Below are 25,503 nucleotides of genomic sequence, written 5' to 3'. Positions count from 1 at the left end.
AGGGCTGGTTCGACAGGTTGTATACAATCATGACTGAAATCAATAGTCTCAGCACACAAACCGCGGTAAGCGCCCAAGCGACCAGGGCCGCGATGTCCGGCGAACTGCTGCGCCTGCTGCAGGCCCAGCCCGGTCTGCTGCCGCCTGGAGAAGTCGCCGAAGCCGAGGTCGTCACCCTGCGCCAGATCGGCCAGGAGTTCCAGATGCTGCTGCGGCTCACCCAGGCCAATGGCAACCAGATCCAGGTATTGACCACCGCCAGCCAGCCGCTGCCCCCCGGCAGTTTGATCACCGTCACCCAGCCCGAGAGCAGCCGCCTGGCGGTGATGGTGCAGCAGGCCAGTGCCGGCAACATCGCTACCTTGACTCAACTGGATACCCGGCAGCTCCCGGTCGGCACCTTGCTGCAGGCCAAGGTGCTGACCAGCCAGGTACTGCCGCAAAGCCCTGGCTCAGCCGTCACCTTCCGCTCGCTGGTGAGCCTGCTCAACAGCAGCCAGGCGGGTGCCACCCTGGCCATCGACAGCCCGCGCAGGCTTCCCGTGGGCAGCCTGCTCAGCGCGCTGGTGCAGGGCGAGCAGGCGCTGCGCTTTGTGCCCCTGAGCGGCCGCCAGGACCAATTGGCCGTTACCCAGCACCTGTCGACCCAGCAAAGCCTCCAGGCCTCCTTGCCGGGTGTGCTCAACAGCCTGCAGCAGATCACCAGCAGCCCCGATGCAGCCCCGGAGCTGCGCGCCAGTGCCGAGCGCCTGCTCGCCAGCCTGCCGGAAGCGCGGCAACTCGGCGATGCGAAAAACCTGGCCCAGGCACTGAACAACAGCGGCACGTTCTTCGAATCCAAGCTGCTGGGCGGACTCGCCAGCGGCATCGCGCCCGACCTCAAGGCACAACTGGTCAAGCTGGTGGCCCAGGCGCTGCCCAGCATGCCCGGCCATCCACCGCTGGCTACCGCGCTGGCCACCGGCACCCTCGCCCAGGCCCTGCCAGGGCTGGCGCGCAGCGCCCTGGGCATGCTCGGCCAGGTCAGCCCACGACCGCTGCCAAGCGCTTTTCCCCTGCCCTCGCGGCTGCTGCAGAAGCTGGAAAGCGAAGGCGACCTGCAGCAACTGCTGCGCCTGGCCGCCGCGGCGATCTCGCGGCTGCAGAGCCATTCGCTGTCCAGCCTGCAGCAGAGCGGCACACTCGACAACGGTAACCAGCAGACCACCTGGCAGACCGAGGTCCCGGTGCGCCATGGCCAAGAGTTCATTCCCCTGCAAGTGAAGCTGCAACGCGAAGAAACCCCGGAGCAACAAGCCGATCGTGAACGTGAACAGGATGATCCGTTGAAGGCCCTGTGGCGCATCGAACTGGCATTCGACCTGTCCCCACTTGGCCCGCTGCAGGTCCAGGCGCAATTGGCCCAGGGTCGACTGTCCGGCCAGCTGTGGGCTCAGCAGGAACAAACCGCGCGGCTGATCGACAGCCAGTTGGGCGCCTTGCGCGAACGCCTGGTGGCCCGCGGGCTGGACGTTGGCGACCTGGAATGCCACCCCGGCACGCCGCCCCAAGGCCCGCGCACGCGCCTGGAACAACGCTGGGTGGACGAGAACGCATGAGCAGCAAGCAACCGCGCCAGGCCATTGCCCTGAGCTACGACGGGCAACAGGCCCCGACCCTGAGCGCCAAAGGCGACGACGAATTGGCCGAAGCCATCCTCGCCCTGGCCCGCGAACATGACGTGCCGATCTACGAGAACGCCGAGCTCGTGCGCCTACTGGCGCGCCTGGAGCTGGGGGAACAGATCCCCGAGGCGTTATACCTGACCATCGCCGAGATCATCGCGTTCGCCTGGCAGCTGCGCGGCAAGATGCCCATGGGCTTCAGCGATGCACCCGCCGCCGAGCGCGACATCACCCCCCAACTGCCCGGCCTGCCCTACCATTCCTGACGACGGGCGGTAGCCGACTGCCGCACGCGGGCGGGGCGAATCGCTCATCGTGACGACCCATTCTTTCCAGGGTCATCACCATGAAGCCCCGTTTCGTCAACAATGCCGGTGTGCGCTATGTCCGCGACCACCTCAAGGACTTCCCACGCCCCGATCATGCCGCGGCCACGGCGATTCGCGACTGGGCCGCTCGCCGCGGTCAGTCTCTGGACCCCGACCGCACCGATGTGGTCGTACTGCACCATCAATGGCGCCACGGCGTGGGCGAGGTTGGCGTCGTGGCACAGAAAATGACGCTCACTCAGGCCGTCATGGCCAACTGGCAGGGCGAGTCCAGCAACAACCTCATTGGCGCAGCCTTGAACAGCCCCTGGGCCGGGCACTTTCCCGACAGCCAAAGCATCACCCTGGTCGACCGACTGGATCCCCCTGGTCCACTATCCAACAGTAGCGGCTATGCCATCTACAATGGCTTGTTCCGCCAGACCACCCCCAGCGAATACAGCGCCCGGACCCATGTGAGACTGGCTGCAGAAGACCTCCAGCAGTTTATCTGCGACCTCGACTTTCACAGCGCCTACAAGGCCATGCTGGACACGTACTGGCGTAGCCACGCAACCAGTCATCGGCTGGCGGCGAAAATCGCCTTCATTACCGCCTGCAACCGCCAGCTCGCCGAAGGCAGCCTCGACGACCAGGCGCGCCGGCTCGCCTGGCGCGCTGCGGGGTTGGAGCAGGCCCCACAGCCGCTGCTCCGACGCTTCGTGAACATCTATGGCTATGTCGCCACCGACCTGCTGCAGATCAGCGACCCTGAAAGCGGCCTGACCCTGCTCTATATCCCTGGCAACTCCGCGCCACTGCATACCTTCGCCACCCCCTCGGCGCTGCAGGACTGGGTCGCCAGTCAGTGCCGCAACACGGACACCCGCGCTGCCCTGCTACATCACTTTGCTCTCGCCGACCAACCCGACGGCCTCGACTTCAGCGGCTTGGCTACCGCACTGGACGGGCTCGCCGCCTTCCCCACACTCAACCACCTGTCTAGCAACCGCCCCGGGTTCACCGCTGAAGGCGTCTGGCAACCAAGCACCTACGTCAACTACAAGCCGGACAAGTACAGCCCGCTGATCGAGGAGGAGCTTTTCTGGGCGCTGACCCACCAACAACGCAAACGCAGCTATGAGGACGCCGACTATCGCATCACCAGCAATGGCGAAATCACCAAAGCTCGCTGGCGCGCCTACTTGAACGCGGCGGTCAACCTGCTTGCCCCGCTTGCCATCGTTGTACCGGAACTGGCGCCGATCCTTGCCTTGGGCGGCATCGCTCAACTTGGTCTGGGTCTGGATCAGGTGATCAATGGTCATGGCCAGCAGGAGCGCGCCGAAGGCGTAGGCATGGCTACCTTTGGCGTGCTAAACGCCCTGCCGTTGGCGCACGCCACCCTGACGCGCGATGCAGCGCTCTACCGCTTCAAGAACGAGGGTTTCATTGCGCCGCAGGCGATCAATGGTCGACTGGGCTATCCACTAAGCCCCGTCTCACCGCCGCGCTTACCCGTGAGCGAGGTCGCGCCCTACTTCCACATTCCCGACCCCATCCCAGCGCTGGAGGGCGCCGATACGGCTACCTACCAAGCCATTGATCGAAGACCACGATTTGATGGAACACCCGATCTGTTGGCAGCCTGCGTGGGCGGCTACAACACCGAAGTGGTTTACGACCTGGAGAACGACAGCTTCATCCTCGAGGGCGATATTAATGCGGTCGATCCCCAGTACTACCTTCCCCGGCTCGGCACCCGCGACCTGCAACCGGTGAGCCTGGCCGGCCGAGAGGTCACCGATGCCATGCGCATGCGCACGCTGCGCGCCCTTGGCGTGGAGCTGCATTTGCCGGTACAGATGCCTGGTCCGTTTCCAGCCGGGGCACGGCCCGTTCCACGACAATTCCTGAGCCTATGGGTGGGGGACAAAGCAATCGACCCGCCATTACTGAGCAATCTGCGCAGCAATGCAGAACGCCTGCACGGCAGTGCCTACACCCTGCGGCTATACCTGTCGAAGGCCAGCACCAGCGCCTTTGATGAAAATCTGCACCTGCTTGCAAAGAAAGCACCTGGCGTGCAGATAGTGCCACTGGAGGAACAGGACTGGTTCCGCCACTTTCGTGAAGGCCCATACCATCCCCAGTATCAGGCAGCCCTCGATGGCGGCAATTTCGCCTCCGCCTCTGATGTGCTGCGCTATTGCATGCTCCACAGCCAAGGCGGTATCTACATGGACGTTGACGACCACCTGCTGGCGGTGGGCGAATATCCCTACAAGGTGAATGGCCGGCCGGTGGGCAGCCCTGCTGAAGCCATCGAGCAGGTGGACCTGAGCACCACCGACGACGGGCTGCTGCTGTTCCCTCCGATGTCCAACGAAAAGCTCGGGATGAACTGCCAGTTCAACACCAGCCTGATCGGCAGCCACGCCGGCAACCCGACACTGCTGGCAATCAGCGAGGAGATGCGCAGCCGCTATCTGGTTGAACCAGAGTTCTATGGCAGCTGCCCCAGTCTGCGGGACGACCCAGCCGGCTTCTATCGTTATGCCGCCAGCCTCAACCGCTTGACCGGCCCGGGGCTGCTCACCGACGTCGTAGACCAGCACCTGCCGGTGCTGAGGACCCTGCGCCATATCACCAATCTGTTCCAGATGCCCCGCATCAATACCTTCCAGTATGTGAATCCAGAGGCCTATCGGGCTGCATTACGCCAGTGGCTGCCGTTCAACCGCCTGATGCGCGTGGGTGGCAATCATTCATGGGCAAGGCCCTGATTGCGGGATGAAAAAAGGCGACCGCCAGGTCGCCTTCCTTGCTCACTCGCCGCGGTGCAGCTTGCTCATCAACTGCGCCTCGGCCTGGGTCAACCCGCAGGTCTGGGTCAGCTCCTCGACGCTGGCGCCCATGCCCACCAGCTTGGCGGCCTGGGCGAAGGTGACGCTGTTGGGGTCGCGCTGCTCGAGTTGCTGGAGCTTCTCGGGCAGCGGCGCCACCACCGCGCGCAATTCATGGATCGCTTCGCCCATGCGCACGGTACCGTTCTGGTAGTCGTCCAAGCGTTTGGCGAGGTCCTTGATGCGCTGGTCACGCAGCGCATCGCCCTGGGCCTGCTGGGCGGCCAGCTCGCGCTGGCGCTTGCTGTAGTTGAGGAAGAACCACAGGCTCAGTGCCCACAGCAGCGCCAGGAAGATGACAGCAACCTCGAAGATCAACTCAGATGTTCTCCAGCTCGGACCACTCTTCCTCGGTCATCATCTTGTCCAGCTCGACCAGGATCAGCAGCTCGCCATTCTTGTTGCACACGCCCTGGATGAACTTCGCCGATTCTTCGTTGCCGACGTTCGGCGCGGTCTCGATCTCCGACTGGCGCAGGTACACCACTTCAGCGACGCTGTCGACGAGGATGCCGACCACCTGCTTGTCCGCCTCGATGATGACGATACGGGTGTTGTCGGTGACTTCGCTCGACATCAAGCCGAAGCGCTGGCGGGTGTCGATCACCGTCACCACGTTGCCGCGCAGGTTGATGATGCCCAGCACATAGCTGGGGGCGCCCGGTACCGGGGCGATCTCGGTGTAGCGCAGGACTTCCTGCACCTGCATGACATTGATGCCGTAGGACTCGTTGTCCAGACGGAAGGTTACCCACTGCAGGATCGGATCTTCGGAACCTTGTGCAGACGACTTTTTCATTCCCTAGCCCTCAAAATCCGCCATTGGCGGTGTGCTCTGTGTTGCCGCGGCAGTAGCGGCGTTGATTCAGTTGTGTTTGGTGTTCATCTGCTTGACCGCGCCACTGGCGATCAGCTCGGCCAGCTCGGCGACGTCGAGCAGCGCGCACATGTGTTCGATCACCGTGCCGGCCAGCCACGGGCGTTGGCCGCGCTGGCTGCGCCACTTGATCTCGCTCGGGTCCAGGCGCAGCGAGCGGCTGACCTGGTGCACGGCCAGCCCCCATTCGTAGCCCTGGACCGAAATGACGTATTGCAGGCCCTGGCGGAAATCGTCCCGGTAGCGGTCGGGCATGACCCAGCGGGCGGTATCCAGCACCTTGAGGTTGCCCGCCTGGCAGGTGAGGATGCCGAGGAACCAGTCCGGCTGGCCGAATAGCGGCGTCAACTCCTGGCCGGCCAGAGTGTAGATCGAGCCCAGGCACACCAGCGGTACCGCCAGGGTCAGCCCGGCGACATCGAACAGCAGGCATTCGAATGGCTCGGCGGCCCATTCCGGGCGCCCGTCGACTGTCGCCGGAGGTGTTGGCGCGGCAGGGGCCGCCGGTACGTGCAGTTCCACCAGTGGCATTGCCGGCTCGATGGCCGGGGCTTCAGTCAACAGCGGGATGCTCGCCTCGGCCAGCACCTCGCGCTCGACCACCGCCACCACCGGCTCCATGACAGGCGTGGCAGGCGGCAGAACGGTTGGCAGGACCTTGGCCTGCGGCTCGGCGAAAGGCCGGGGCGCAGGCGCGACTGGCATGGCCTGGCGTTGAGCATCGCGGGCCTGTTCCTCGCGGACCGCCACCTCGAACTCATCGGCGGGGGCCGGCTCCACGGGTGGCGCGACAGGCAGATCCTGCTCGGGCGGCAACTCGAATGGCTCGGTGGCTTCCTGCAGCAAACCATCAAGGTAGGACTGCAAAGCCATCTGCGGCTTGGTGGTGATATGCGGCGCCTGGTTCATCAGGCCACCTGCAACGCGGAACGGTAGGTCAACAGGTGCTTGAGCAGCGCGCGATAGGCCACCACGCCACGGCTCTTGCCATCGAACTGCGAAGGCGTTACGCCGTTACGGCTGGCATCGCGCAAGCGTGTATCCACCGGGATGTAGCCTTGCCAGACCTGATCGCCATAGGTGTCGCGCAGCACTTTCAAGGTGCCCAGCGAAGCCTGCGTGCGGCGGTCGAACAGGGTCGGCACGATCTGGTACGGCAACGCCTGCTTGCGCGAACGGTTGATCATGCCCAGCGTGCCAACCATGCGCTCCAGGCCCTTGACCGCGAGAAACTCGGTCTGCACCGGGATCACCAACTGCTGGCTGGCGGCCAGGGCGTTGACCATCAGCACGCCCAGCAAGGGTGGGCTGTCGATCAGGGCGAAGTCGAAATCCTGCCACAGCTGCGCCAGACTCTTGGCGATCACCAGGCCCAAGCCACTCTGGCCCGGCGACTGACGCTCAAGCACCGCCAACGCGGTGCTCGACGGCAGCAGCGAGATACGCTCATCACTGGTGGGTAGCAGCAGCTGGCCCGGCAGCCCGTCGGGCACCGTGCCTTTGTGCAGGAACAGGTCGTAGCAGCTGTGCTCCAGCGCATCGGGGTTGTGCCCGAAGTAGCTGGTCATCGAGCCGTGCGGGTCGAGGTCGACCACGACCACGCGCTTGCCCGCCTCGGCCAGCAGGCCGGCCAGGGCGATGGTGGTGGTGGTCTTGCCGACGCCACCTTTTTGATTGGCTACTGCCCAGACTCTCATCGTGCGTTGCTTCCTCCCGGTATGGCCGCCTGCCCTGCCGGGAACGGTGTGAAGTTCAGTGACGGGGATTTGACGAAATCAGCCCCCGGTCGTCGGTGCTGGCGAGGCTGGTGCACTTTGTGTGCCAGCCCGGCGCATCGCCGCGTCCGGGGTGGCGTTGGCGCTGCCGCTGCCGGTCAGGCTGCGGCGCACTTCCAGGTTACGCGAGATCACCAGCACCACCCGGCGGTTGCGCGCGCGGCCGTCGGCAGTGTCGTTGCTGGCCACCGGCTGGTACTCGCCATACCCCACCGATGCCATGCGCGCCGGGTTGACCCCTTCCATGGCCAGCAAGCGGACGATGCTCGCCGCCCGCGCCGACGACAGCTCCCAGTTGGTCGGATACTGGGCGGTACGGATCGGCAGGTTGTCGGTGAAACCCTCGACGTGCACCGGGTTGGCGAACGGCCTGAGGATCTTCGCCACCTTCTCGATGATTTCGAATGCGACATCACTGGGCATGGCATCGGCGCTGGCGAACAACAGCGAGGAGTTGAGCTCGATCTCCACCCACAATTCATTACCGCGCACGGTCATCTGGTTGGACTTGATCAGGTCGCCGAAGGCGTCACGCATATCGTCGGCGATGGTCTTGAGCGGGTCGGCGCTGGTCTGCGCCAGGCCCGCGTCGGTCTGCTCGCTGTCCTTGATCAACGGTTCGGCCGGCTTGACGCTCAGCGGGCGCTCATCGCCGATCGGGATCGGTTTCATGCTGCGCTCGGGGTCGTTGAACACGCCGATCAGCGCCTGGGAGATCTGCTTGTACTTGCCTTCGTTGATCGACGAAATCGAGTACATGACCACGAAGAAGGCGAACAGCAGGGTAATGAAGTCGGCATACGAGACCAACCAGCGTTCGTGGTTCTCGTGCTCTTCGACTTTGCGACGGCGTGCCATGGCTTACTCCATGAAGCCTTGCAGCTTCAGCTCGATCGAGCGTGGGTTCTCGCCTTCGGCAATCGACAGCAGGCCTTCGAGCAGCATCTCGCGGTAACGCGACTGGCGCAGGGTGATGGCCTTGAGCTTGTTGGCGACCGGCAACAGGATAAGGTTGGCGCTGGCCACGCCATAGATGGTGGCGACGAAGGCGACGGCGATGCCGTTGCCCAGTTGCGAGGGATCGGCGAGGTTGCCCATCACATGGATCAGCCCCATGACCGCACCGATGATGCCGATGGTCGGCGCGTAGCCGCCCATGCTCTCGAACACCTTGGCAGCCTGGATGTCACGGGACTCCTGGGTCAAGAAATCGACTTCGAGGATGCTGCGAATGGCTTCCGGCTCGGCACCGTCGACCAGCAACTGCAGGCCTTTGCGCGCATAGGGGTCAGGCTCGGCATCGGCGACGCCTTCCAGGCCCAGCAGGCCTTCCTTGCGCGCCGTCAGGCTCCAGTTCACCACCCGGTCGATGCCGCCGGCCAGGTCCACCCGTGGCGGGAAGAAAATCCAGCGGATGATCTGCAGGGCACGTTTGAACGACGACAGCGGCGACTGCAGCAATGCCGCCGCCAGGGTGCCGCCCAGCACGATCAGTGCCGCCGGGCCGTTGATCAGCGCACCGACGTGGCCGCCCTCCATGAAATTGCCGCCGACGATGGCGACAAAGGCGAGGATCAGGCCGATCAGGCTCAATACATCCATCAGACGCACGCCTCGACCAAGTGCTTGCCGATCTCGTCAAGGCTGTAGACAGCGTCGGCGAGGTTGGCCTTGACGATCGCCATGGGCATGCCATAGATCACACAGCTGGCTTCATCCTGCGCCCACACGGTGCTGCCACCCTGCTTGAGCAGGCGCGCGCCTTCGCGGCCATCGGCGCCCATGCCGGTGAGGACCACCGAGAGCACCTTGTCGCCGTAGGACTTGGCAGCGGAACCAAAGGTGATATCCACGCAGGGTTTGTAGTTCAGGCGTTCATCGCCCGGCAGGATCTTCACCGTGCCACGGCCGTCGACCATCATCTGCTTGCCACCCGGGGCCAACAGGGCCAGGCCCGGGCGCAGCACGTCACCGTCCTCGGCCTCTTTGACATTGATCTTGCACAGTTTGTCCAAGCGCTCGGCAAAGGCCTTGGTGAAGGCCGCCGGCATGTGCTGGATCAACACGATCGGCGCCGGGAAACCGGCGGGCAGTTGGGTCAGCACCCGCTGCAGCGCAACCGGACCGCCCGTGGAGGTGCCGATCGCAACCAGTTTGTACGGCTTACGCTTGGGTGCCGGCGAATGCGTGGCAGCCGTTGCTGCGGCGCGGGCCGGGGTGGCAGTGCGCGCAGGCGCGGTACCGGCAAAGCTGCTGGCTGGAGCCTGGCTGCTGGCCGGTGCAGGCGCGGCGGCTGGGGCCGGGCTCGAATAGGCACTGAAACGTCGGTTGCTGCGCGAGATGGTGTGGACCTTCTCGCAGAGCATCTGCTTGACCTTCTCCGGGTTGCGCGAGATGTCTTCGAAATTCTTCGGCAGGTAGTCGACCGCACCGGCATCCAGGGCGTCGAGGGTGACGCGGGCGCCTTCATGGGTCAGCGAGGAGAACATCAATACCGGCGTCGGGCAGCGCTGCATGATGTGACGCACCGCAGTGATGCCGTCCATCATGGGCATTTCATAGTCCATGGTAATGACATCGGGCTTGAGCGCCAGCGCCTGGTCGATCGCTTCCTTGCCGTTGGTCGCGGTACCCACGACCTGGATCGTCGGGTCGGACGCGAGAATTTCCGAGACACGGCGGCGGAAGAAACCGGAATCATCCACCACCAGGACCTTGACTGCCATAAACACTCCGTTAGGCGGCGCACCCGCCTGGGCGCGCCACCGAAATCAAATACGCCGGGCGGCGTAACGCTTGAGCATGCTCGGGACGTCGAGGATCAGCGCGATACGGCCGTCACCGGTGATGGTCGCGCCGGACATGCCCGGGGTTCCCTGCAGCATCTTGCCCAACGGCTTGATCACCACCTCTTCCTGGCCGACCAACTGGTCGACCACGAAACCGATGCGCTGGGTGCCGACCGAGAGGATCACCACATGACCTTCGTGCTGCTCTTCGTGCTCGTGGTCCTGGACCAGCCAGCGCTTGAGGTAGAACAGTGGCAGCGCCTTGTCGCGCACGATCACCACTTCCTGGCCATCGACCACGTTGGTGCGCGACAGGTCGAGGTGGAAGATCTCGTTGACGTTGACCAGCGGGAAGGCGAACGCCTGGTTGGCCAGCATCACCATCAGCGTCGGCATGATCGCCAGTGTCAGCGGCACCTTGATGACGATCTTCGAGCCCTGACCCTTGGCCGAGAAGATGTTGATCGAGCCGTTGAGCTGGGAAATCTTGGTCTTCACCACGTCCATGCCGACACCGCGGCCGGACACGTCGGAGATCTCTGTCTTGGTCGAGAAGCCCGGGGCGAAGATCAGGTTGTAGCAGTCCGACTCGCTCAGGCGGTCGGCCGCGTCCTTGTCCATCAGCCCCTTTTCCACGGCCTTGGCGCGCAGGATGCTCGGGTCCATGCCCTTGCCGTCGTCGGAAATCGACAGCAGGATGTGATCACCTTCCTGCTCGGCGGACAGCACCACCCGACCCATGCGCGACTTGCCGGAGGCCTCGCGCTCGTCGGGCATCTCGACGCCATGGTCGACGGCGTTGCGCACCAAGTGCACCAACGGGTCGGCCAGAGCCTCGACCAGGTTCTTGTCCAGGTCGGTTTCTTCGCCGACCAGCTCCAGGTTGATCTCTTTCTTGAGCTGGCGAGCCAGGTCGCGAACCAGGCGCGGGAACCGCCCGAAGACCTTCTTGATTGGCTGCATGCGCGTCTTCATGACCGCGGTCTGCAGGTCGGCGGTGACCACATCGAGGTTGGACACGGCCTTGGACATGGCCTCGTCGCCGCTGTTGAGCCCCAGGCGCACCAGGCGGTTACGCACCAGCACCAGTTCGCCGACCATGTTCATGATCTCGTCCAGGCGCGCGGTGTCGACCCGCACGGTGGTCTCCGCCTCGCTGGCGCCATGCTTGTCGGCGGCCGGCGCCGGCGCCCGGGCCGGAGCGGCAGGCTTGGCAGCGGCTGGCGCGGGAGCGGGGGCAGGCGCCGGCTTGGCAACCGGCTTGGCTTCGGCCTTGGCCGCGACAGGTGCGGCAACAGCGGCGGCTGGCGCCTCGGCAACAACCGCCTCGCCAGAAAACTTGCCCTTGCCGTGCAACTGGTCGAGCAGCGCCTCGAATTCGTGTTCGGTGATGCTCTCGTCGGCCGCCGCTGGGGCCTCACTGGCTGCAGGCGCAGCGACGCCAGGCAATGCGTCGACGGCGAAGGTGCCCTTGCCGTGCAACTGATCGAGCAGCGACTCGAATTCGTCGTCGGTGATCTCATCACTGGCAGGGGCAACGGCCGCTGGCTCACTGGCAGCGGTATCTGGCGAAAACTGGCCTTTGCCGTGCAACTGGTCGAGCAACGACTCAAATTCGGCGTCGGTAATCTCGTCACCACCCGCGCTGACCTGTTCACCCTGCAGTTGCTCGTGAACCTGGGCCTCGGCCTTGACCGCATCGAGCGAATCAAGCAGTTGCTCGAACTCGGTGTCGGTGATGTCGGGCTCGGCAGCCGGCACTTCGGCGACAACGGCGACCTCGACCGGAGCCGGTTCTTCGGCGCCAGCGGGCTCGGCCAGGCGCGACAGCGCTGCCAGCAGCTCGCGGGTGGCCGGTGTGACGTCGGTGCGCTCGCGCACCTGGCCAAACATGCTGTTGACCGTGTCGAGTGCTTCGAGCACCACGTCCATCAGTTCCGCGTCGACCCGGCGCTCACCTTTGCGCAGGATGTCGAACACGTTCTCGGCAATGTGGCAGCACTCCACCAACTCATTGAGCTGAAGGAAGCCGGCGCCCCCTTTTACAGTGTGGAAACCGCGGAAAATCGCGTTGAGCAGGTCCGCATCATCGGGCCGGCTTTCCAGCTCGACCAATTGCTCGGACAGTTGCTCGAGGATTTCGCCGGCTTCTACCAGGAAATCCTGGAGGATTTCTTCATCGGCGCCGAAGCTCATTAAACGTGCTCCTTAAAAACCCAGGCTGGACAACAGATCGTCGACATCGTCCTGGCTGGACACGACGTCTTCACGCTTATCGGCATGAATCTGCGGACCTTCACCCCGAGTCGGATGTTTTTCTTGATCTTTTTCAGCGCGCAGCTGCTGGTGGTCATGTTCGATACCGGCAAAGCGGTCGACCTGGCTTGCCATCAGCACGAGCTTGAGCAGATTGCTTTCGACTTCGGTGACCAGCGTGGTCACCCGTTTGATCACCTGGCCGGTGAGATCCTGATAATCCTGGGCCAGGACGATATCGTTGATATGGCCCGCGACCTTCTGATTACCTTCGGCACTGTGCGTCAGGAAACTGTCCACACGCTTGACCAGCTCACGGAATTCCGGCGCTGCCACCTCGCGGCGCATGAAGCGCTGCCAGTCGGCGGACAGGCTCTGCGCCTCGCTGGCAAGATCGTTGAGCACCGGGGTACACGCCTCCGCCAGGTCCATGGTGCGGTTGGCCGCACCTTCGGTGAGGCGGACCACGTAGGAGAGGCGCTCGGCGGCATCGGTAATCTGCGACACTTCCTCGGCCTGCGGCATGGCCGGGTCGATCTGGAAGTTGACGATTGCACTGTGCAGTTCGCGGGTGAGCTTGCCGACTTCCTGGTACAGCCCGCGGTCGCGGGTCTGGTTCAGTTGGTGGATCAGCTGCACCGCCTCACCGAACCGGCCGCGCTCGAGGCTCTCGACCAGCTCCTGGGCATGCTTCTTCAGGGTTGATTCGAACTCACCCAAAGAGTTGTTGGTTGACTCCATTGCGCCCCCCAGACGTGACTCAGCCGTTGACGCGTTCGAAGATCTTTTCGATCTTTTCTTTCAGCGCCAGGGCGGTGAAAGGCTTGACCACGTAGCCGTTGACGCCGGCCTGGGCCGCCTCGATGATCTGCTCGCGCTTGGCTTCCGCGGTGACCATCAGTACCGGCAGGTGCTTGAGGCGCTCGTCGGCACGGACCGCGCGCAGCAGGTCGATACCGGTCATGCCCGGCATGTTCCAGTCGGTTACCAGGAAGTCAAAAGGCTCGCTGTTGAGCATCGGCAGTGCCGTGTTGCCGTCATCAGCTTCCTTGACGTTGGTGAACCCCAGGTCACGCAACAGGTTCTTGATGATCCGCCGCATCGTCGAAAAGTCGTCAACGATGAGGATTTTCATGTCTTTGTTCAATTAGACCTCCAAGCAGTCTTAAACGCGCTCGGCGCCGAGCGCGCGCTCAATCAATTCGGCACTACAAAAAAAACGACTGCACTGAACCCGGGTTCAACGTGCCCGCCACTCCCCAAGGCGGCTGCGCAAACGCGCGGCGCACTGGCTGTGCAACTGGCTGACACGCGATTCGCTGACCCCCAGCACCTCACCGATTTCCTTGAGGTTCAGCTCTTCGTCGTAGTACAGCGCCAGGACCAGGCGTTCACGCTCCGGCAGGTTGGCGATCGCATCGGCCAGCGCAGCCTGGAAGCGCTCGTCTTCCAGGTCACGCGCCGGCTCCAGCTGGCCGCTGGCTCCGTCCTCGTGCAGCCCTTCATGTTCGCCGTCCTGCAATAGGTCGTCGAAACTGAACAGGCGGCTGCCCAAGGTGTCATTCAAAATCCCGTAGTAATCATCGAGACTCAATTGGAGTTCGGCAGCAACCTCGTGATCTTTAGCGTCGCGGCCAGTCTTTGCTTCGACACAGCGGATCGCGTCACTGACCATGCGCGTGTTGCGGTGCACCGAACGTGGCGCCCAATCGCCCTTGCGCACCTCGTCGAGCATGGCGCCGCGAATACGAATACCGGCGTAGGTTTCGAAACTGGCACCCTTGCTCGCATCGTATTTGTTGGCCACTTCCAGCAAGCCGATCATCCCGGCCTGGATCAGATCCTCGACCTGGACGTTGGCCGGCAGACGCGCCAACAGGTGGTAGGCGATACGCTTGACCAGTGGCGCGTAGCGTTCGATCAGCTCGTACTGCGCGTCCTTGGCGGCCTTGCTGTACATCTTGAAACCGCTCGCGTTCATAGCACCGGCCCTGCACTGGTGGGCTGCACCAGGCGCTCGACAAAGAATTCCAGGTGCCCACGCGGGTTGGCAGGCAGCGGCCAGCTGTCGACCTTCTGCGCGATGGCCTTGAACGCCAGCGCACACTTGGACCGAGGGAAGGCCTCATAGACCGCCCGCTGCTTCTGCACGGCCTTGCGCACGCATTCGTCGTAAGGCACGGCACCGACGTATTGTAGGGCGACGTCGAGGAAGCGGTCCGTGACCTTGGTCAACTTGGCGAAAAGGTTGCGGCCTTCCTGTGGGCTCTGGGCCATGTTGGCCAGCACACGGAACCGGTTCATCCCGTAATCGCGGTTAAGCAGCTTGATCAGCGCGTAGGCGTCGGTGATCGAGGTCGGCTCGTCGCACACCACCAGCAACACTTCCTGGGCGGCGCGGACGAAACTGACCACCGAGTCACCGATACCCGCAGCCGTGTCGATCACCAGCACATCGAGGTTGTCGCCGATGTCGCTGAAGGCCTGGATCAGGCCGGCGTGTTGCGCGGGCGCCAGGTGCACCATGCTCTGCGTGCCGGAGGCCGCCGGGACGATGCGCACACCACCCGGGCCTTGCAACAGCACATCGCGCAGCTCGCAGCGGCCTTCGATCACGTCGGCGAGGGTGCGCTTGGGCGTGAGCCCCAGCAGAACGTCGACATTGGCCAGGCCCAGGTCGGCGTCCAGCAACATCACCCGGCGGCCGAGCTCGGCCAGCGCCAGGGACAGGTTCACTGAAACGTTAGTCTTGCCGACGCCACCTTTGCCACCGGTCACGGCGATCACCTGTACGGGATGCATGCTACCCATGTCTGTTCTTTACCTTGTCTCGCTTGGACCCAGGCCACATGAGGGGCTGAACATTCAAGGCCACGGTCCGGCCGGGCAACCCCATGATGTAGGTACTTTGCACAGTATTCACCCTCAACCCGCGCGCTTGCCAGGGCTGTGGTACAGATCAGCGAACATGTCGGCCATGGCCTCGTCGCTGGGCTCTTCCTGCAATTGCACACTGACGGCGCGGCTTACCAACTGGTGCTTGCGCGGTAGCTGCAGGTCGTCGGGAATGCGCGGCCCATCGGTCAGATAGGCCACCGGCAATTCATGACTGATGGCCAGGCTCAGCACTTCGCCGAGGCAGGCCGTTTCGTCGAGCTTGGTCAGGATGCACCCGGCCAGGCCGCAGCGCTTGTAGCTGTGGTAGGCGGCGGTGAGCACCTGCTTCTGGCTGGTGGTCGCCAGCACCAGGTAATTCTTCGCGGCGATGCCGCGCCCGGCCAGAGTCTCGAGCTGCATGCGCAGCGCCGGATCACTGGCCTGCAGGCCGGCAGTGTCGATCAGCACCACACGCTTGCGCAGCAGCGGCTCCAGGGCCTGGGCCAGCGACTCGCCCGGATCGACGTAGGTGACCGGCACATTGAGGATGCGACCCAGCGTCTTGAGCTGTTCCTGGGCGCCAATGCGGAAGCTGTCCATGCTCACCAGCGCCAGGTTGTTCGCGCCGTACTTGAGCACGTAGCGCGCGGCGAGCTTGGCCAGCGTGGTGGTCTTGCCCATGCCGGCGGGGCCGACCATGGCGATCACCCCGCCCTCTTCGATCGGTTCGATCTCGGGCACATCGATCATCCGCGCCAAGTGCGCCAGGACCATGCGCCAGGCATGACGTGGTTCTTCGATGCCGGCGGTGAGGTCGAGCAGCTCGCGGGCCAGGCCACCGGAAAGGCCAAGGCGCTGCAGCCGGCGCCAGAGGTTGGCCTGCTGCGGCTTGCTGCCTTGCAGCTGGCTCCAGGCGAGCGAACCGAGCTGGACTTCAAGCAGCTCGCGCAAGCCGGTCAGCTCGAAACGCATGGCATCGAACAGGCGTGGATCAACCGGTGCCGACGCCGGCGCGGTAACCACCGCGGGTTCATCGACATGCTGCTCGATCAGCGGCTCCGAGGCGGTCAGCGGCTGCCCGGCGAACAATTGCCGGTTGCCGCCTTCGACGGCATCGCCACGCCCGGTCAGTTCGGCCTGGGCGGTAACGATGCGCGACTGGGTCTTGCGCAGCTCGTCTTCGAGCTCTGCGTTGGGCACGCGCGGGGCCAGGGCGGACAGCTTGTAGTCCAGCGCAGCCGTCAGCTCGACACCGCCAGCAATGCGCCGGTTGCCAATGATGGCGGCATCGGAGCCGAGCTCATCACGGACCAGCTTCATGGCCTGACGCATATCGGCGGCAAAAAAACGCTTAACTTGCATAACCCACTACCTCAGCCGTTGGGGCCCACGGTGGCAACGATGGTGACTTGCTTGTTGTCAGGTATTTCCTGATACGCCAAAACATGCAAATTCGGTACAGCCAGGCGACCGAAGCGCGACAGCATGGCGCGGATCGGGCCGGCTACCAGAAGGATGGCCGGCTGGCCCTGCATTTCCTGGCGCTGGGCTGCCTCGATCAACGAACGCTGAAGCTTTTCGGCCATGCTCGGCTCAAGAAGAACACCATCTTCCTGACCCTGCCCGGCCCTTTGCAGACTATTGAGCAAGATCTGTTCCAACCTTGGCTCAAGGGTAATCACAGGCAGCTCGGACTCAACGCCGACAATGCTTTGCACGATGGCGCGACACAATCCGACGCGCACCACCGCCACCAGCGCGGCGGTATCTTGACTCTTGGCCGCGTTGTTGGCGATGGCTTCGGCAATGCTGCGGATGTCACGCACCGGCACCTGCTCGGCGAGCAGCGCCTGCAGGACTTTGAGCAGGCCCGACAAGGAAATGACGCCCGGCACCACCTCCTCGGCCAGTTTCGGCGAGACCTTGGCCAGCACTTGCAGCAGCTGCTGCACTTCCTCGTGGCCGATCAGCTCGTGGCAGTGTTTCTGCAGGATCTGGTTGAGGTGGGTGGCGACCACGGTGCTGGCGTCCACCACCGTGTAGCCCAGCGATTGCGCCTGGGCGCGCTGACCGACATCGATCCACACTGCCTCCAGGCCAAATGCCGGATCTCGCGAGGCGATGCCGTTGAGGGCGCCGAACACCTGGCCCGGGTTGATCGCAAGCTCCCGGTCCGGGTAGATCTCGGCCTCAGCCAGGATCACACCCATCAGCGTCAGGCGGTAGGCGCTGGGCTGCAGGTCGAGGTTGTCGCGAATGTGCACGGTGGGCATGAGGAAGCCCAGATCCTGGGAAAGCTTCTTGCGCACGCCCTTGATCCGCGCCAGCAACTGGCCGCCCTGGTTGCGATCAACCAGCGGAATCAGGCGGTAGCCGACTTCCAGGCCGATCATGTCGATGGGGGTGACGTCGTCCCAGCCCAGCTCCTTGGTTTCCATGGCGCGTTGCGGCGATGGCAGCAGGTCCTGCTGGCGCTGGGCCTCCTGCTGGGCCACGACCTTGGCCTTTTGCTGTTTTTTCCAGAGCAGGTAGGCGCCACCACAGGCCACTCCACCCAGGCCCAGGAAGGCCATGTGCGGCATGCCCGGCACCAACCCCATGACAATCATCAGCCCGCCAGAAACCGCCAGCGCCTTGGGCGAATCGAACATCTGACGATTGATCAGCTTGCCCATGTCCTCGGAGCCCGAGGCGCGGGTGACCATGATTGCAGCCGCAGTGGACAACAGCAGTGATGGCAATTGCGCCACCAAACCGTCACCGATGGTCAGCAAGGCATAGACCTTGCCGGCATCGCCGAAGCTCATGCCGTGCTGCAACATGCCGACAAGCATGCCACCGATGAGGTTGATGAAGAGGATGAGCAGGCCGGCAATGGCGTCACCGCGCACGAACTTGCTGGCACCGTCCATGGAACCGTAGAACTCGGCTTCCTGAGCAACTTCGCTACGCCGCGCCTTGGCCTGGGCCTGGTCGATGAGGCCGGCGTTGAGGTCGGCGTCGATGGCCATCTGCTTGCCGGGCATGGCGTCGAGGGTGAACCGTGCGCTCACTTCGGAGATACGCCCAGCACCCTTGGTCACCACCACGAAGTTGATGATCATGAGGATGGCGAACACCACGGCACCGACGACATAGTTGCCGCCGATCACCACTTCACCGAAGGCCTGGATCACCTTGCCCGCGGCGCCATGGCCTTCCTGACCGTGCAGCATGACCACGCGGGTGGACGCGACGTTCAGCGCCAGACGCAGCAGGGTCGCCACCAGCAGGATCGTCGGGAAGGCGGCGAAGTCCAGGGGACGCAGCGCATAGACGCAGACGAGGAGCACCACGATCGACAGGGCGATGTTGAAGGTGAAGAACACGTCGAGCAGGAACGGCGGTATCGGCAACATCATCATTGCCAACATCACCAGCAGCAGCAGCGGCACGCCGAGATTGCCCCGGCCGAGACCGGCCAGGTTGTTGCGGGCGTTGCTGATTAACTGAGTGCGATCCACCGCGATTCCTCTTCAAGCAAAACTTTGACGCCTGCGTGGCGCCTGGCGCTGCCTTTGCAAGAAGCCTTCCAACTTTTCTGGGGGTGGGGATTTTGAGGGGCTCGGGCTCGGGCTCGGGCTCGGGCTCGGGCTCGGGCTCGGGCTCGGGCTCGGGCTTAAGAGTGTGTGTTTTGATTCTTGTATGCGCATTCATCCGCCACGTCGACGCACAGTCACCTTTTCGCCTTTACGGCGACCTCCTTTTCTCTTGGGAAAAGGAGGCAAAACCGTTCGGCTCCGTTCATCCGGCCCCTACGCTTCGCTCCGGGGTCCCCTCGCTCCGTTCTTGCTCCCGTGGGTACCGCGCTGTACGGCCCATCCTGGGCCGCAGCGCTCGACGGCCATCCATGGCCGTCGCCCCACTACGCAAGAACTCCGCTCGGCCTCCTGAAGTCGCAATTGGTGGCGCCTGATCTATCGTGCGCTTAGAAGCAAGAGCAAGAGCAAGAGCAAGAGCAAGAGCAAGAGCAAGAGCAAGAGCAAGAGCTGAAAATGCGAATTTGGTTATTTGACAGCTAGTTATATATTGGCTGTTCCGACGTATCGCGGAGCAAGCCCGCTCCCACGTTGATTTCACGTCAAGCAGTATTCGTCTCTGTGGGAGCGGGCTTGCCCCGTGAAACAATCGAGAGATTAATTACGTTCCAACTAGCGACAGCTGCGCCAGCCCAGGCGCCGCTCGTACCTTCGCGACTTCAGGAGGCCGAACGCAGGTCTTGCGGAGGGAGGTGACGGGCATGGATGCCCGTCAAGCGCTGCGCCCCAGGATGGGGCGTTCAGCGCGGTCCTCCCGGGAGCAAGGCCGGAGCGAGGGAACCCCGGAGCGAAGCGTAGGGGCCGTATGAATGGAGCGAGCGGCTTTGCCTACTTTGGCCAAGACCAAAGTAGGCCGCCGTAAGGGCGGAAAGGTGAATAAGCGTCGCCATCGCAAATGAATGCGCACACAACCCCCAATACAACCGAAAACTCCGAACTCCGAACTCCGAACTCCGAACTCCGAACTACAAACTACAAACTACAAACTCAGCTATCACGCTGCAAATCATCGGGAATCGGCAAATCCTTGTTCAAAGGCTCAGGCGCCTTGCCCTTGCCCGCCCGGTACTGCCGAACCTGGAACACAAACGCCAATACCTGCGCCACCGCCAGGTACAACCCCGCCGGGATCTCCTGCTCAAGCTCGGTGGAGTAGTAGATAGCCCGCGCCAGGGCCGCCGACTCGAGTATCTGCACATTGTGCTCGGCCCCGATCTCACGAATCTTCAGCGCGACAAAATCGGTGCCCTTGGCCACCAGCAACGGCGCCATACCCCCCTTCTCAGGGTCGTATTGCAACGCCACCGCATAGTGAGTCGGGTTGGTGATGATCACATCCGCCTCAGGCACTGCCGCCATCATCCGCCGCTGCGACGCCTCACGCTGCAACTGCCGGATACGCTGCTTGACCTCAGGCTTGCCCTCACTGTCCTTGTACTCGTCCTTCACTTCCTGCTTGGTCATCTTCATTTTCTTGTGCGTCTGCCAAAGCTGGAACGGCACATCCGCCGCCGCAATCAACAGCAGCCCCGCCGCCATCCACAACGCACTCCACCCCACCACCTGCACCGAGTGGATGATCGCCTGCTCGAGCGGCTCATTGGCAATCGCCAGCAACGCCTGACGGTCCGCCGACAGCACGACCAGGGCAACGATCAGGATCATGAAGAACTTGGCCATGGCCTTGACCAGTTCGGTCAACGCATTCAGTGAGAACATGCGCTTGATCCCCGACAACGGGTTCATGCGGCTGAACTTCGGCTGCAGCAAGCTGCCCGAGAACAAGAACCCTCCCAGCGCAATGGGCGCCACGAATGAAATCACGAACAGCAGCAGCAGTACCGGCTGCACAGCCCAGATGGCCATCTTGCCCGAGGCCAACAGGAATGCCGCCATGTTGCGCTCGTCGACCAGCACCTCCCGCGTAAGGCTGAAGTTCATGCGCATCAAGGCCATCAACGTCTCGGCCAGGTAGCCACCGAACGCCATCAGCGCACCCGCGCCTGCCAAGGTTACCGCGACGGTGTTCAGCTCCTTGGAACGGGCAATCTCCCCCTTTTCGCGCGAGTCTTTCTTGCGCTTGTCGGTGGGTTCCTCTGTCTTGTCCTGACCGCTCTCGCTCTCTGCCATGCTCAGCGCGCCCGTGCCAGCTCACGCAGCCACTGCAGCGCTTCGCTGGCCAGTGCCTGGTAATGGGAAAGAATATCGGCCAGGCCGATCCAGAAAATGATCAGGCCCAACACCAGTGTCAGCGGGAAGCCGATGGAGAAGATGTTCAACTGTGGGGCTGCGCGGGTCATGACCCCGAACGCAACGTTGACCACCAGCAGCGATGCAATTGCCGGCAAGATCAACAGCAACCCCGCCCCCAGCACCCAGCTAAGGCGCCCCGCCATCTCCCAGAAATGGTTGACCACAAGAGCGTTGCCCACCGGCAGCGTGGTAAAGCTCTCGGTGAGGATCTCGAACGCCACCAGGTGGCCATTCATCAGCAGGAACAACACGCTCACCAGCATCGTCATGAACTGGCTGACCACCGCCACGTTGACACCGTTGGTCGGGTCCATCATGGAGGCGAACGCCATACCCATCTGGATCGCAATGATCTGCCCCGCGATCACGAAGGCCTGAAACAGCAACTGCAGGGAGAACCCGAACAACGCCCCAACGATCACCTGTTCGCCGCACAACAGCACGCCGTGCAGGCTCAAGGGGTCTATCGGCGGCAACGGCGGAAGCGCCGGCACTATCACCACGGTAATGGCCAAGGCCGCATACAGCCGCACCCGGGCCGGCAGCATCTTGGTGCCAAAGATCGGCATGGTCATCAGCAGCGCCGTCACCCGAAACAACGGCAGGATGAAGGTAGCCACCCAGGTACCGATCTGAGTATCGGTCAGCTCCAGCATGGCCGCGTCAACCGATCAACTGCGGGATGCTGGTGTACAGGCCAATGAAGTACTCCATGAACTTCTGCACAAGCCAAGGGCCGGCGATGATCAGCGTGACCAGCATCACCAACAGGCGCGGCAGGAAGCTCAGGGTCTGTTCGTTGATCTGCGTGGCCGCCTGGAACATCGCCACCACCAGGCCGACCAGCAGGCTCGGCACCACCAGGATAGCCACCATCATGGAGGTCATCCACAAGGCTTCACGGAACAGGTCGACAGCGACTTCAGGTGTCATGCAAGGCTCTCCTTGATGGCGTCAGACACCGCCAAAACTACCCGCCAGGGTGCCCATGATCAGCGCCCATCCATCGACCAGCACGAACAGCATGATCTTGAACGGCAACGAAATGATCAGCGGCGACAGCATCATCATGCCCATGGCCATCAGCACACTGGCGACCACCATGTCGATGATCAGGAACGGGATGAAGATCATGAAGCCGATCTGGAACGCCGTCTTGAGCTCGGAGGTCACGAACGCCGGCACCAGGATCGTCAGCGGCACCTGATCCGGGCCTGCGATATCGGTGCGCTTGGACAGGCGCATGAACAGGTCCAGGTCGCTCTGCCGGGTTTGTGCCAGCATGAAGTCCTTCAACGGGCCCTGGGCCTTGTCGATGGCCTGCTGGGCCGTCATCTGCTCGGCCAGATAAGGTTGGATGGCATCCTTGTTCACCCGCTCGAACACCGGCGCCATGATGAACATGGTCAAGAACAGCGCCATGCCGGTGAGGATCTGGTTCGAGGGAGTCTGTTGCAGGCCCAGAGCCTGACGCAGGATCGAGAAGACGATGATGATGCGGGTAAAGCTGGTCATCAGGATGACGAACGCCGGGATGAAGCTCAGCGCCGTCATGATCAGCAGAATCTGCAGGCTGACCGAATACTCCTGCTGCCCGTCCGCGCCATTGGACAGGGTGATGGCCGGGATGGACAACGGGTCGGCAGCCAGGGCCAGCGGTGCAGCCAGCAGCAGCGCCAGCGTCAACAGTAAGCGCAGTGCGCCGGTCATCACTTCTTGTCCTTCTGATCCTTGCCCATCAGCTCAAGCAGCCGCTGGGCGAATTCCGGCGTGGCCTGGCGCGCATCGGCGGGCACGTCGACAGGCTCGGCCAGCACATGCAACGCCTCGATGCTGCCAGGGGTATGGCCAATGAGAATCTGCTCCTTGCCCACCTGGATCAGCAGCAGCCGGTCGCGCGGGCCAATGGCACGGGTGCCGACGATCTCGATGACCGGAGCGCCCCGCTGCACCGAACCCTGCATGCGCCGCAGCAACCAGCCCAGGAAAAAGATCAGGCCGACGACCACCAGCAGGCCGAATACGGTTTGCGCCAGCTGCGCGCCGAAGCCGCCAGGGGCAGGCGCCGCAGCCGGCACGGTTACCGGCTCGGCAGCGGCGATCACCACCTCACTAGCCAGCAACGTGCCAAGGGCCAGCATGGCCCGCACCATGCGCTTCACTCAGCGCAACTTCTTGATACGTTCGCTGGGGCTGATCACGTCGGTCAGGCGAATGCCGAACTTCTCGTTGACCACCACGACCTCGCCATGGGCGATCAGCGTGCCGTTGACCAGCACATCCAGCGGCTCGCCGGCGAGGCGATCAAGCTCGATCACCGAACCCTGGTTGAGTTGCAGCAGGTTGCGGATGTTGATTTCGGTGCTGCCCACTTCCATCGAGATGCTCACCGGAATATCCAGGATCACATCGAGGTTGGGACCTTCGAGGCTGACATTCTCGTTGGGCTTGGGGGAGCTTGCGAACTCTTCCATCGGCAGGCGGCCGGTACCCGAGGCGTCGGCAGCCAGCAGCGCGTCGATATCGGACTGACCGGCATCACCGGTCTCTTCCAGAGCCGCGGCCCACTCATCGGCCAGAGCCTGTTCCTCGGGAGAAGTGATCTCGTTTTCGTTAGCCATGATTTCCTCGACAGGCATTCAATACGTTAGAGCGACCGGCACGCCGTCAGCGGCGTTCGATCGGGTCGATGATCTGCAGCGACAGGGTGCCCTTGTGCGAACCCAGCCGCGCCTTGAACGACGGCACGCCATTGGCGCGCAGCACCAGGTGCTCGGGGAGCTCCACCGGGATCACATCGCCTGGCTGCATGTGCAGGATGTCGCGCAGCTTGAGCTGACGGCGGGCAACAGTGGCCGACAGCGGCACATTGACGTCCAGCACATCCTCGCGCAGCGCCTTTACCCAGCGCTCATCCTGGTCGTCCAGGTCGGACTGGAAGCCGGCATCGAGCATTTCACGCACCGGCTCGATCATCGAGTACGGCATGGTCACGTGCAGGTCGCCGCCACCGCCATCGAGTTCGATGTGGAAGGTCGAAACCACCACGGCCTCGCTGGGGCCGACGATGTTGGCCATGGCCGGGTTGACCTCGGAGTTGATGTACTCGAAGTTGACCGGCATGATCGCCTGCCAGGCTTCCTTGAGGTCGACGAAGCACTGGTCCAGGACCATGCGCACCACGCGCAGCTCGGTCGGGGTGAATTCACGCCCCTCGATCTTGGCGTGGCGGCCGTCGCCACCGAAGAAGTTGTCCACCAGCTTGAACACCAGCTTGGCGTCGAGGATGAACAGCGCGGTGCCGCGCAACGGCTTGATCTTGACCAGGTTCAGGCTGGTCGGCACATACAGCGAATGCACGTACTCGCCGAACTTCATCACCTGCACGCCGCCCACCGCCACGTCGGCGGAGCGCCGCAGCAGGTTGAACATGCTGATGCGCGTATAACGGGCGAACCGCTCGTTGATCATTTCCAGGGTCGGCATGCGCCCCCGGACGATACGATCCTGACTAGTCAGGTCGTAGCTCTTGATGCTGCCGGGTTCGGCGGCACTTTCGGTTTGTACCAGCCCATCGTCCACCCCATGCAGCAGGGCGTCGATCTCATCCTGGGACAGCAGGTCCTGCACGGCCATCTATGTGCTCCTACTGCAATACGAAATTGGTGAACAGCAGCTGGTCGACGACCGGCCTGCCGACTTCTTTCTGAGCCACTTCCTGCACCACCGCGGTGGCTTTCTGGCGCAGCATCTCTTGGCCGACCGCGCTGCTGGCGAGGGTATCGAAGCCCTGGCCGGAGAACATCATCACCAGGTTGTTGCGGATCACCGGCATGTGCACTTTCAGCGCGTCGAGATCAGCCTGGCTGCGCCCCTGCATGGTGATGCTCACCTGCATGTAGCGCTGACGGCCATTCTGGTTGAAGTTGACCACGAAGGCCGGTGCCAGGGGCTCGTAGATCGCCGCCGCCTTGACGTTGCTCTGGGCTGCATCTGCCGCGGGCGCCGACTCGCTCTTGTGCATGAAGAACCAGGTTGCGCCCACCGACAGACCGACCGCCAGGAGCAGGGCCAGCACCAGCAGCAGGATCAGCTTGAGTTTGCCTTTAGTGGCGGGGTCTTTCACTGCGTCGCTCTTCGCCATGCCAATAATCCGTCGTCCATCGCGGTTTCAAAGAAGGATGACGTGGCTTGAGCAAGTGTTATGCCAGATTTGTCAG

Annotated in this window: 25 protein-coding genes; 3 read left to right on the top strand and 22 right to left on the bottom strand. The window is 63.2% G+C overall.

Annotated features, from left to right (window positions below):
* Positions 1 to 29: 29 nt before the first annotated feature.
* From C3F42_RS25620 to C3F42_RS25610, 3 genes are all read left to right on the top strand, one after another.
* Positions 30 to 1,598, top strand: a complete 1,569-nt coding sequence (locus tag C3F42_RS25620; RefSeq protein ID WP_094012461.1) for a flagellar hook-length control protein FliK — start codon at positions 30 to 32, stop codon at positions 1,596 to 1,598.
* On the top strand, positions 1,595 to 1,930 hold the full coding sequence (locus tag C3F42_RS25615) for an EscU/YscU/HrcU family type III secretion system export apparatus switch protein (RefSeq protein ID WP_023630609.1): 336 nt from the start codon (positions 1,595 to 1,597) through the stop codon (positions 1,928 to 1,930). Before C3F42_RS25620 ends, C3F42_RS25615 begins: the two co-directional genes overlap by 4 nt.
* Before the next feature lie 80 nt (positions 1,931 to 2,010).
* Positions 2,011 to 4,758 carry a dermonecrotic toxin domain-containing protein gene (locus C3F42_RS25610; RefSeq protein WP_094012460.1) on the top strand — a complete coding sequence of 916 codons (2,748 nt, stop codon included), beginning with the start codon at positions 2,011 to 2,013 and terminating at the stop codon, positions 4,756 to 4,758.
* A 42-nt stretch (positions 4,759 to 4,800) separates the two neighbouring features.
* Here the strand turns inward: C3F42_RS25610 and C3F42_RS25605 are convergent, their stop codons facing one another.
* From C3F42_RS25605 to fliL, 22 genes are all read right to left on the bottom strand, one after another.
* Positions 4,801 to 5,196 (bottom strand): DUF2802 domain-containing protein, encoded by a 396-nt coding sequence (locus tag C3F42_RS25605; RefSeq protein ID WP_023630608.1) that lies wholly within the window; start codon positions 5,194 to 5,196, stop codon positions 4,801 to 4,803.
* 1 nt (position 5,197) lies between these two features.
* Positions 5,198 to 5,677 carry a chemotaxis protein CheW gene (locus C3F42_RS25600; protein ID WP_023630607.1) on the bottom strand — a complete coding sequence of 160 codons (480 nt, stop codon included), beginning with the start codon at positions 5,675 to 5,677 and terminating at the stop codon, positions 5,198 to 5,200.
* A gap of 66 nt (positions 5,678 to 5,743) precedes the next feature.
* Positions 5,744 to 6,664, bottom strand: a complete 921-nt coding sequence (locus C3F42_RS25595; RefSeq protein WP_094012459.1) for a CheW domain-containing protein — start codon at positions 6,662 to 6,664, stop codon at positions 5,744 to 5,746.
* The gene (locus C3F42_RS25590) at positions 6,664 to 7,452 is read right to left on the bottom strand and encodes a ParA family protein (RefSeq protein ID WP_023631839.1); all 789 of its coding nucleotides are present in this window, start codon (positions 7,450 to 7,452) and stop codon (positions 6,664 to 6,666) included. Before C3F42_RS25590 ends, C3F42_RS25595 begins: the two co-directional genes overlap by 1 nt.
* 78 nt (positions 7,453 to 7,530) lie before the next feature.
* The gene (gene motD, locus C3F42_RS25585) at positions 7,531 to 8,388 is read right to left on the bottom strand and encodes a flagellar motor protein MotD (RefSeq protein ID WP_094012458.1); all 858 of its coding nucleotides are present in this window, start codon (positions 8,386 to 8,388) and stop codon (positions 7,531 to 7,533) included.
* A 3-nt stretch (positions 8,389 to 8,391) separates the two neighbouring features.
* Positions 8,392 to 9,132, bottom strand: coding sequence for a flagellar motor protein (locus C3F42_RS25580; RefSeq protein WP_023631606.1), 741 nt, complete (start codon positions 9,130 to 9,132; stop codon positions 8,392 to 8,394).
* Positions 9,132 to 10,256 (bottom strand): chemotaxis response regulator protein-glutamate methylesterase, encoded by a 1,125-nt coding sequence (locus C3F42_RS25575; RefSeq protein WP_038706553.1) that lies wholly within the window; start codon positions 10,254 to 10,256, stop codon positions 9,132 to 9,134. The genes C3F42_RS25580 and C3F42_RS25575 overlap by 1 nt, the downstream gene beginning before the upstream one ends.
* A gap of 45 nt (positions 10,257 to 10,301) precedes the next feature.
* Positions 10,302 to 12,515 carry a chemotaxis protein CheA gene (locus C3F42_RS25570; RefSeq protein ID WP_038706554.1) on the bottom strand — a complete coding sequence of 738 codons (2,214 nt, stop codon included), beginning with the start codon at positions 12,513 to 12,515 and terminating at the stop codon, positions 10,302 to 10,304.
* A 12-nt stretch (positions 12,516 to 12,527) separates the two neighbouring features.
* Positions 12,528 to 13,316 carry a protein phosphatase CheZ gene (locus tag C3F42_RS25565; protein ID WP_023630862.1) on the bottom strand — a complete coding sequence of 263 codons (789 nt, stop codon included), beginning with the start codon at positions 13,314 to 13,316 and terminating at the stop codon, positions 12,528 to 12,530.
* 19 nt (positions 13,317 to 13,335) lie between these two features.
* A complete protein-coding gene (locus C3F42_RS25560; protein ID WP_177182950.1) occupies positions 13,336 to 13,710 on the bottom strand; it encodes a chemotaxis response regulator CheY in 375 nt (124 codons plus the stop codon).
* A gap of 105 nt (positions 13,711 to 13,815) precedes the next feature.
* Positions 13,816 to 14,556 carry an RNA polymerase sigma factor FliA gene (gene fliA / locus C3F42_RS25555; protein ID WP_038706555.1) on the bottom strand — a complete coding sequence of 247 codons (741 nt, stop codon included), beginning with the start codon at positions 14,554 to 14,556 and terminating at the stop codon, positions 13,816 to 13,818.
* Entirely contained in the window at positions 14,553 to 15,386 is an 834-nt protein-coding gene (gene fleN / locus C3F42_RS25550) for a flagellar synthesis regulator FleN (protein WP_023630864.1), read from the bottom strand. The genes fliA and fleN overlap by 4 nt, the downstream gene beginning before the upstream one ends.
* Positions 15,387 to 15,500: 114 nt before the next feature.
* On the bottom strand, positions 15,501 to 16,814 hold the full coding sequence (gene flhF / locus C3F42_RS25545) for a flagellar biosynthesis protein FlhF (protein WP_046854690.1): 1,314 nt from the start codon (positions 16,812 to 16,814) through the stop codon (positions 15,501 to 15,503).
* Positions 16,815 to 16,825: 11 nt separating this feature from the next.
* Positions 16,826 to 18,955, bottom strand: coding sequence for a flagellar biosynthesis protein FlhA (gene flhA / locus C3F42_RS25540; protein ID WP_104445093.1), 2,130 nt, complete (start codon positions 18,953 to 18,955; stop codon positions 16,826 to 16,828).
* A gap of 1,062 nt (positions 18,956 to 20,017) precedes the next feature.
* Complete coding sequence (gene flhB, locus C3F42_RS25535; protein ID WP_094012455.1) at positions 20,018 to 21,160, bottom strand: flagellar biosynthesis protein FlhB; 1,143 nt, start codon at positions 21,158 to 21,160, stop codon at positions 20,018 to 20,020.
* 2 nt (positions 21,161 to 21,162) lie between these two features.
* Positions 21,163 to 21,939: a flagellar biosynthetic protein FliR gene (gene fliR / locus C3F42_RS25530; protein WP_094012454.1), complete on the bottom strand. Its 777-nt coding sequence runs from the start codon at positions 21,937 to 21,939 to the stop codon at positions 21,163 to 21,165.
* 7 nt (positions 21,940 to 21,946) lie between these two features.
* Complete coding sequence (gene fliQ / locus C3F42_RS25525) at positions 21,947 to 22,216, bottom strand: flagellar biosynthesis protein FliQ (protein ID WP_046854686.1); 270 nt, start codon at positions 22,214 to 22,216, stop codon at positions 21,947 to 21,949.
* 21 nt (positions 22,217 to 22,237) lie between these two features.
* On the bottom strand, positions 22,238 to 22,993 hold the full coding sequence (fliP, locus tag C3F42_RS25520; protein ID WP_046854685.1) for a flagellar type III secretion system pore protein FliP: 756 nt from the start codon (positions 22,991 to 22,993) through the stop codon (positions 22,238 to 22,240).
* The gene (gene fliO / locus C3F42_RS25515) at positions 22,993 to 23,445 is read right to left on the bottom strand and encodes a flagellar biosynthetic protein FliO (protein WP_094012453.1); all 453 of its coding nucleotides are present in this window, start codon (positions 23,443 to 23,445) and stop codon (positions 22,993 to 22,995) included. The genes fliP and fliO overlap by 1 nt, the downstream gene beginning before the upstream one ends.
* Positions 23,446 to 23,904 (bottom strand): flagellar motor switch protein FliN, encoded by a 459-nt coding sequence (gene fliN / locus C3F42_RS25510; protein WP_104445341.1) that lies wholly within the window; start codon positions 23,902 to 23,904, stop codon positions 23,446 to 23,448.
* A gap of 46 nt (positions 23,905 to 23,950) precedes the next feature.
* A complete protein-coding gene (fliM, locus tag C3F42_RS25505) occupies positions 23,951 to 24,919 on the bottom strand; it encodes a flagellar motor switch protein FliM (protein ID WP_104445092.1) in 969 nt (322 codons plus the stop codon).
* 10 nt (positions 24,920 to 24,929) lie between these two features.
* The gene (gene fliL, locus C3F42_RS25500) at positions 24,930 to 25,427 is read right to left on the bottom strand and encodes a flagellar basal body-associated protein FliL (protein ID WP_104445091.1); all 498 of its coding nucleotides are present in this window, start codon (positions 25,425 to 25,427) and stop codon (positions 24,930 to 24,932) included.
* Positions 25,428 to 25,503 lie beyond the last annotated feature (76 nt).

The organism is Pseudomonas sp. PONIH3 (assembly GCF_002934345.1).
Lineage (GTDB): Bacteria > Pseudomonadota > Gammaproteobacteria > Pseudomonadales > Pseudomonadaceae > Aquipseudomonas > Aquipseudomonas soli.
This window is presented reverse-complemented; position numbering and strand designations above follow the sequence as displayed.

Coding starts and splice junctions, on each gene's coding strand:
- C3F42_RS25620 (WP_094012461.1), top strand. CDS start 30: ATGACTGAAATCAATAGTCTCAGCACACAAACCGCGGTAAGCGCCCAA.
- C3F42_RS25615 (WP_023630609.1), top strand. CDS start 1,595: ATGAGCAGCAAGCAACCGCGCCAGGCCATTGCCCTGAGCTACGACGGG.
- C3F42_RS25610 (WP_094012460.1), top strand. CDS start 2,011: ATGAAGCCCCGTTTCGTCAACAATGCCGGTGTGCGCTATGTCCGCGAC.
- C3F42_RS25600 (WP_023630607.1), bottom strand. CDS start 5,677: ATGAAAAAGTCGTCTGCACAAGGTTCCGAAGATCCGATCCTGCAGTGG.
- C3F42_RS25595 (WP_094012459.1), bottom strand. CDS start 6,664: ATGAACCAGGCGCCGCATATCACCACCAAGCCGCAGATGGCTTTGCAG.
- C3F42_RS25590 (WP_023631839.1), bottom strand. CDS start 7,452: ATGAGAGTCTGGGCAGTAGCCAATCAAAAAGGTGGCGTCGGCAAGACC.
- motD (WP_094012458.1), bottom strand. CDS start 8,388: ATGGCACGCCGTCGCAAAGTCGAAGAGCACGAGAACCACGAACGCTGG.
- C3F42_RS25580 (WP_023631606.1), bottom strand. CDS start 9,132: ATGGATGTATTGAGCCTGATCGGCCTGATCCTCGCCTTTGTCGCCATC.
- C3F42_RS25575 (WP_038706553.1), bottom strand. CDS start 10,256: ATGGCAGTCAAGGTCCTGGTGGTGGATGATTCCGGTTTCTTCCGCCGC.
- C3F42_RS25570 (WP_038706554.1), bottom strand. CDS start 12,515: ATGAGCTTCGGCGCCGATGAAGAAATCCTCCAGGATTTCCTGGTAGAA.
- C3F42_RS25565 (WP_023630862.1), bottom strand. CDS start 13,316: ATGGAGTCAACCAACAACTCTTTGGGTGAGTTCGAATCAACCCTGAAG.
- C3F42_RS25560 (WP_177182950.1), bottom strand. CDS start 13,710: ATGAAAATCCTCATCGTTGACGACTTTTCGACGATGCGGCGGATCATC.
- fliA (WP_038706555.1), bottom strand. CDS start 14,556: ATGAACGCGAGCGGTTTCAAGATGTACAGCAAGGCCGCCAAGGACGCG.
- fleN (WP_023630864.1), bottom strand. CDS start 15,386: ATGGGTAGCATGCATCCCGTACAGGTGATCGCCGTGACCGGTGGCAAA.
- flhF (WP_046854690.1), bottom strand. CDS start 16,814: ATGCAAGTTAAGCGTTTTTTTGCCGCCGATATGCGTCAGGCCATGAAG.
- flhB (WP_094012455.1), bottom strand. CDS start 21,160: ATGGCAGAGAGCGAGAGCGGTCAGGACAAGACAGAGGAACCCACCGAC.
- fliR (WP_094012454.1), bottom strand. CDS start 21,939: ATGCTGGAGCTGACCGATACTCAGATCGGTACCTGGGTGGCTACCTTC.
- fliQ (WP_046854686.1), bottom strand. CDS start 22,216: ATGACACCTGAAGTCGCTGTCGACCTGTTCCGTGAAGCCTTGTGGATG.
- fliP (WP_046854685.1), bottom strand. CDS start 22,993: ATGACCGGCGCACTGCGCTTACTGTTGACGCTGGCGCTGCTGCTGGCT.
- fliN (WP_104445341.1), bottom strand. CDS start 23,904: ATGGCTAACGAAAACGAGATCACTTCTCCCGAGGAACAGGCTCTGGCC.
- fliM (WP_104445092.1), bottom strand. CDS start 24,919: ATGGCCGTGCAGGACCTGCTGTCCCAGGATGAGATCGACGCCCTGCTG.
- fliL (WP_104445091.1), bottom strand. CDS start 25,427: ATGGCGAAGAGCGACGCAGTGAAAGACCCCGCCACTAAAGGCAAACTC.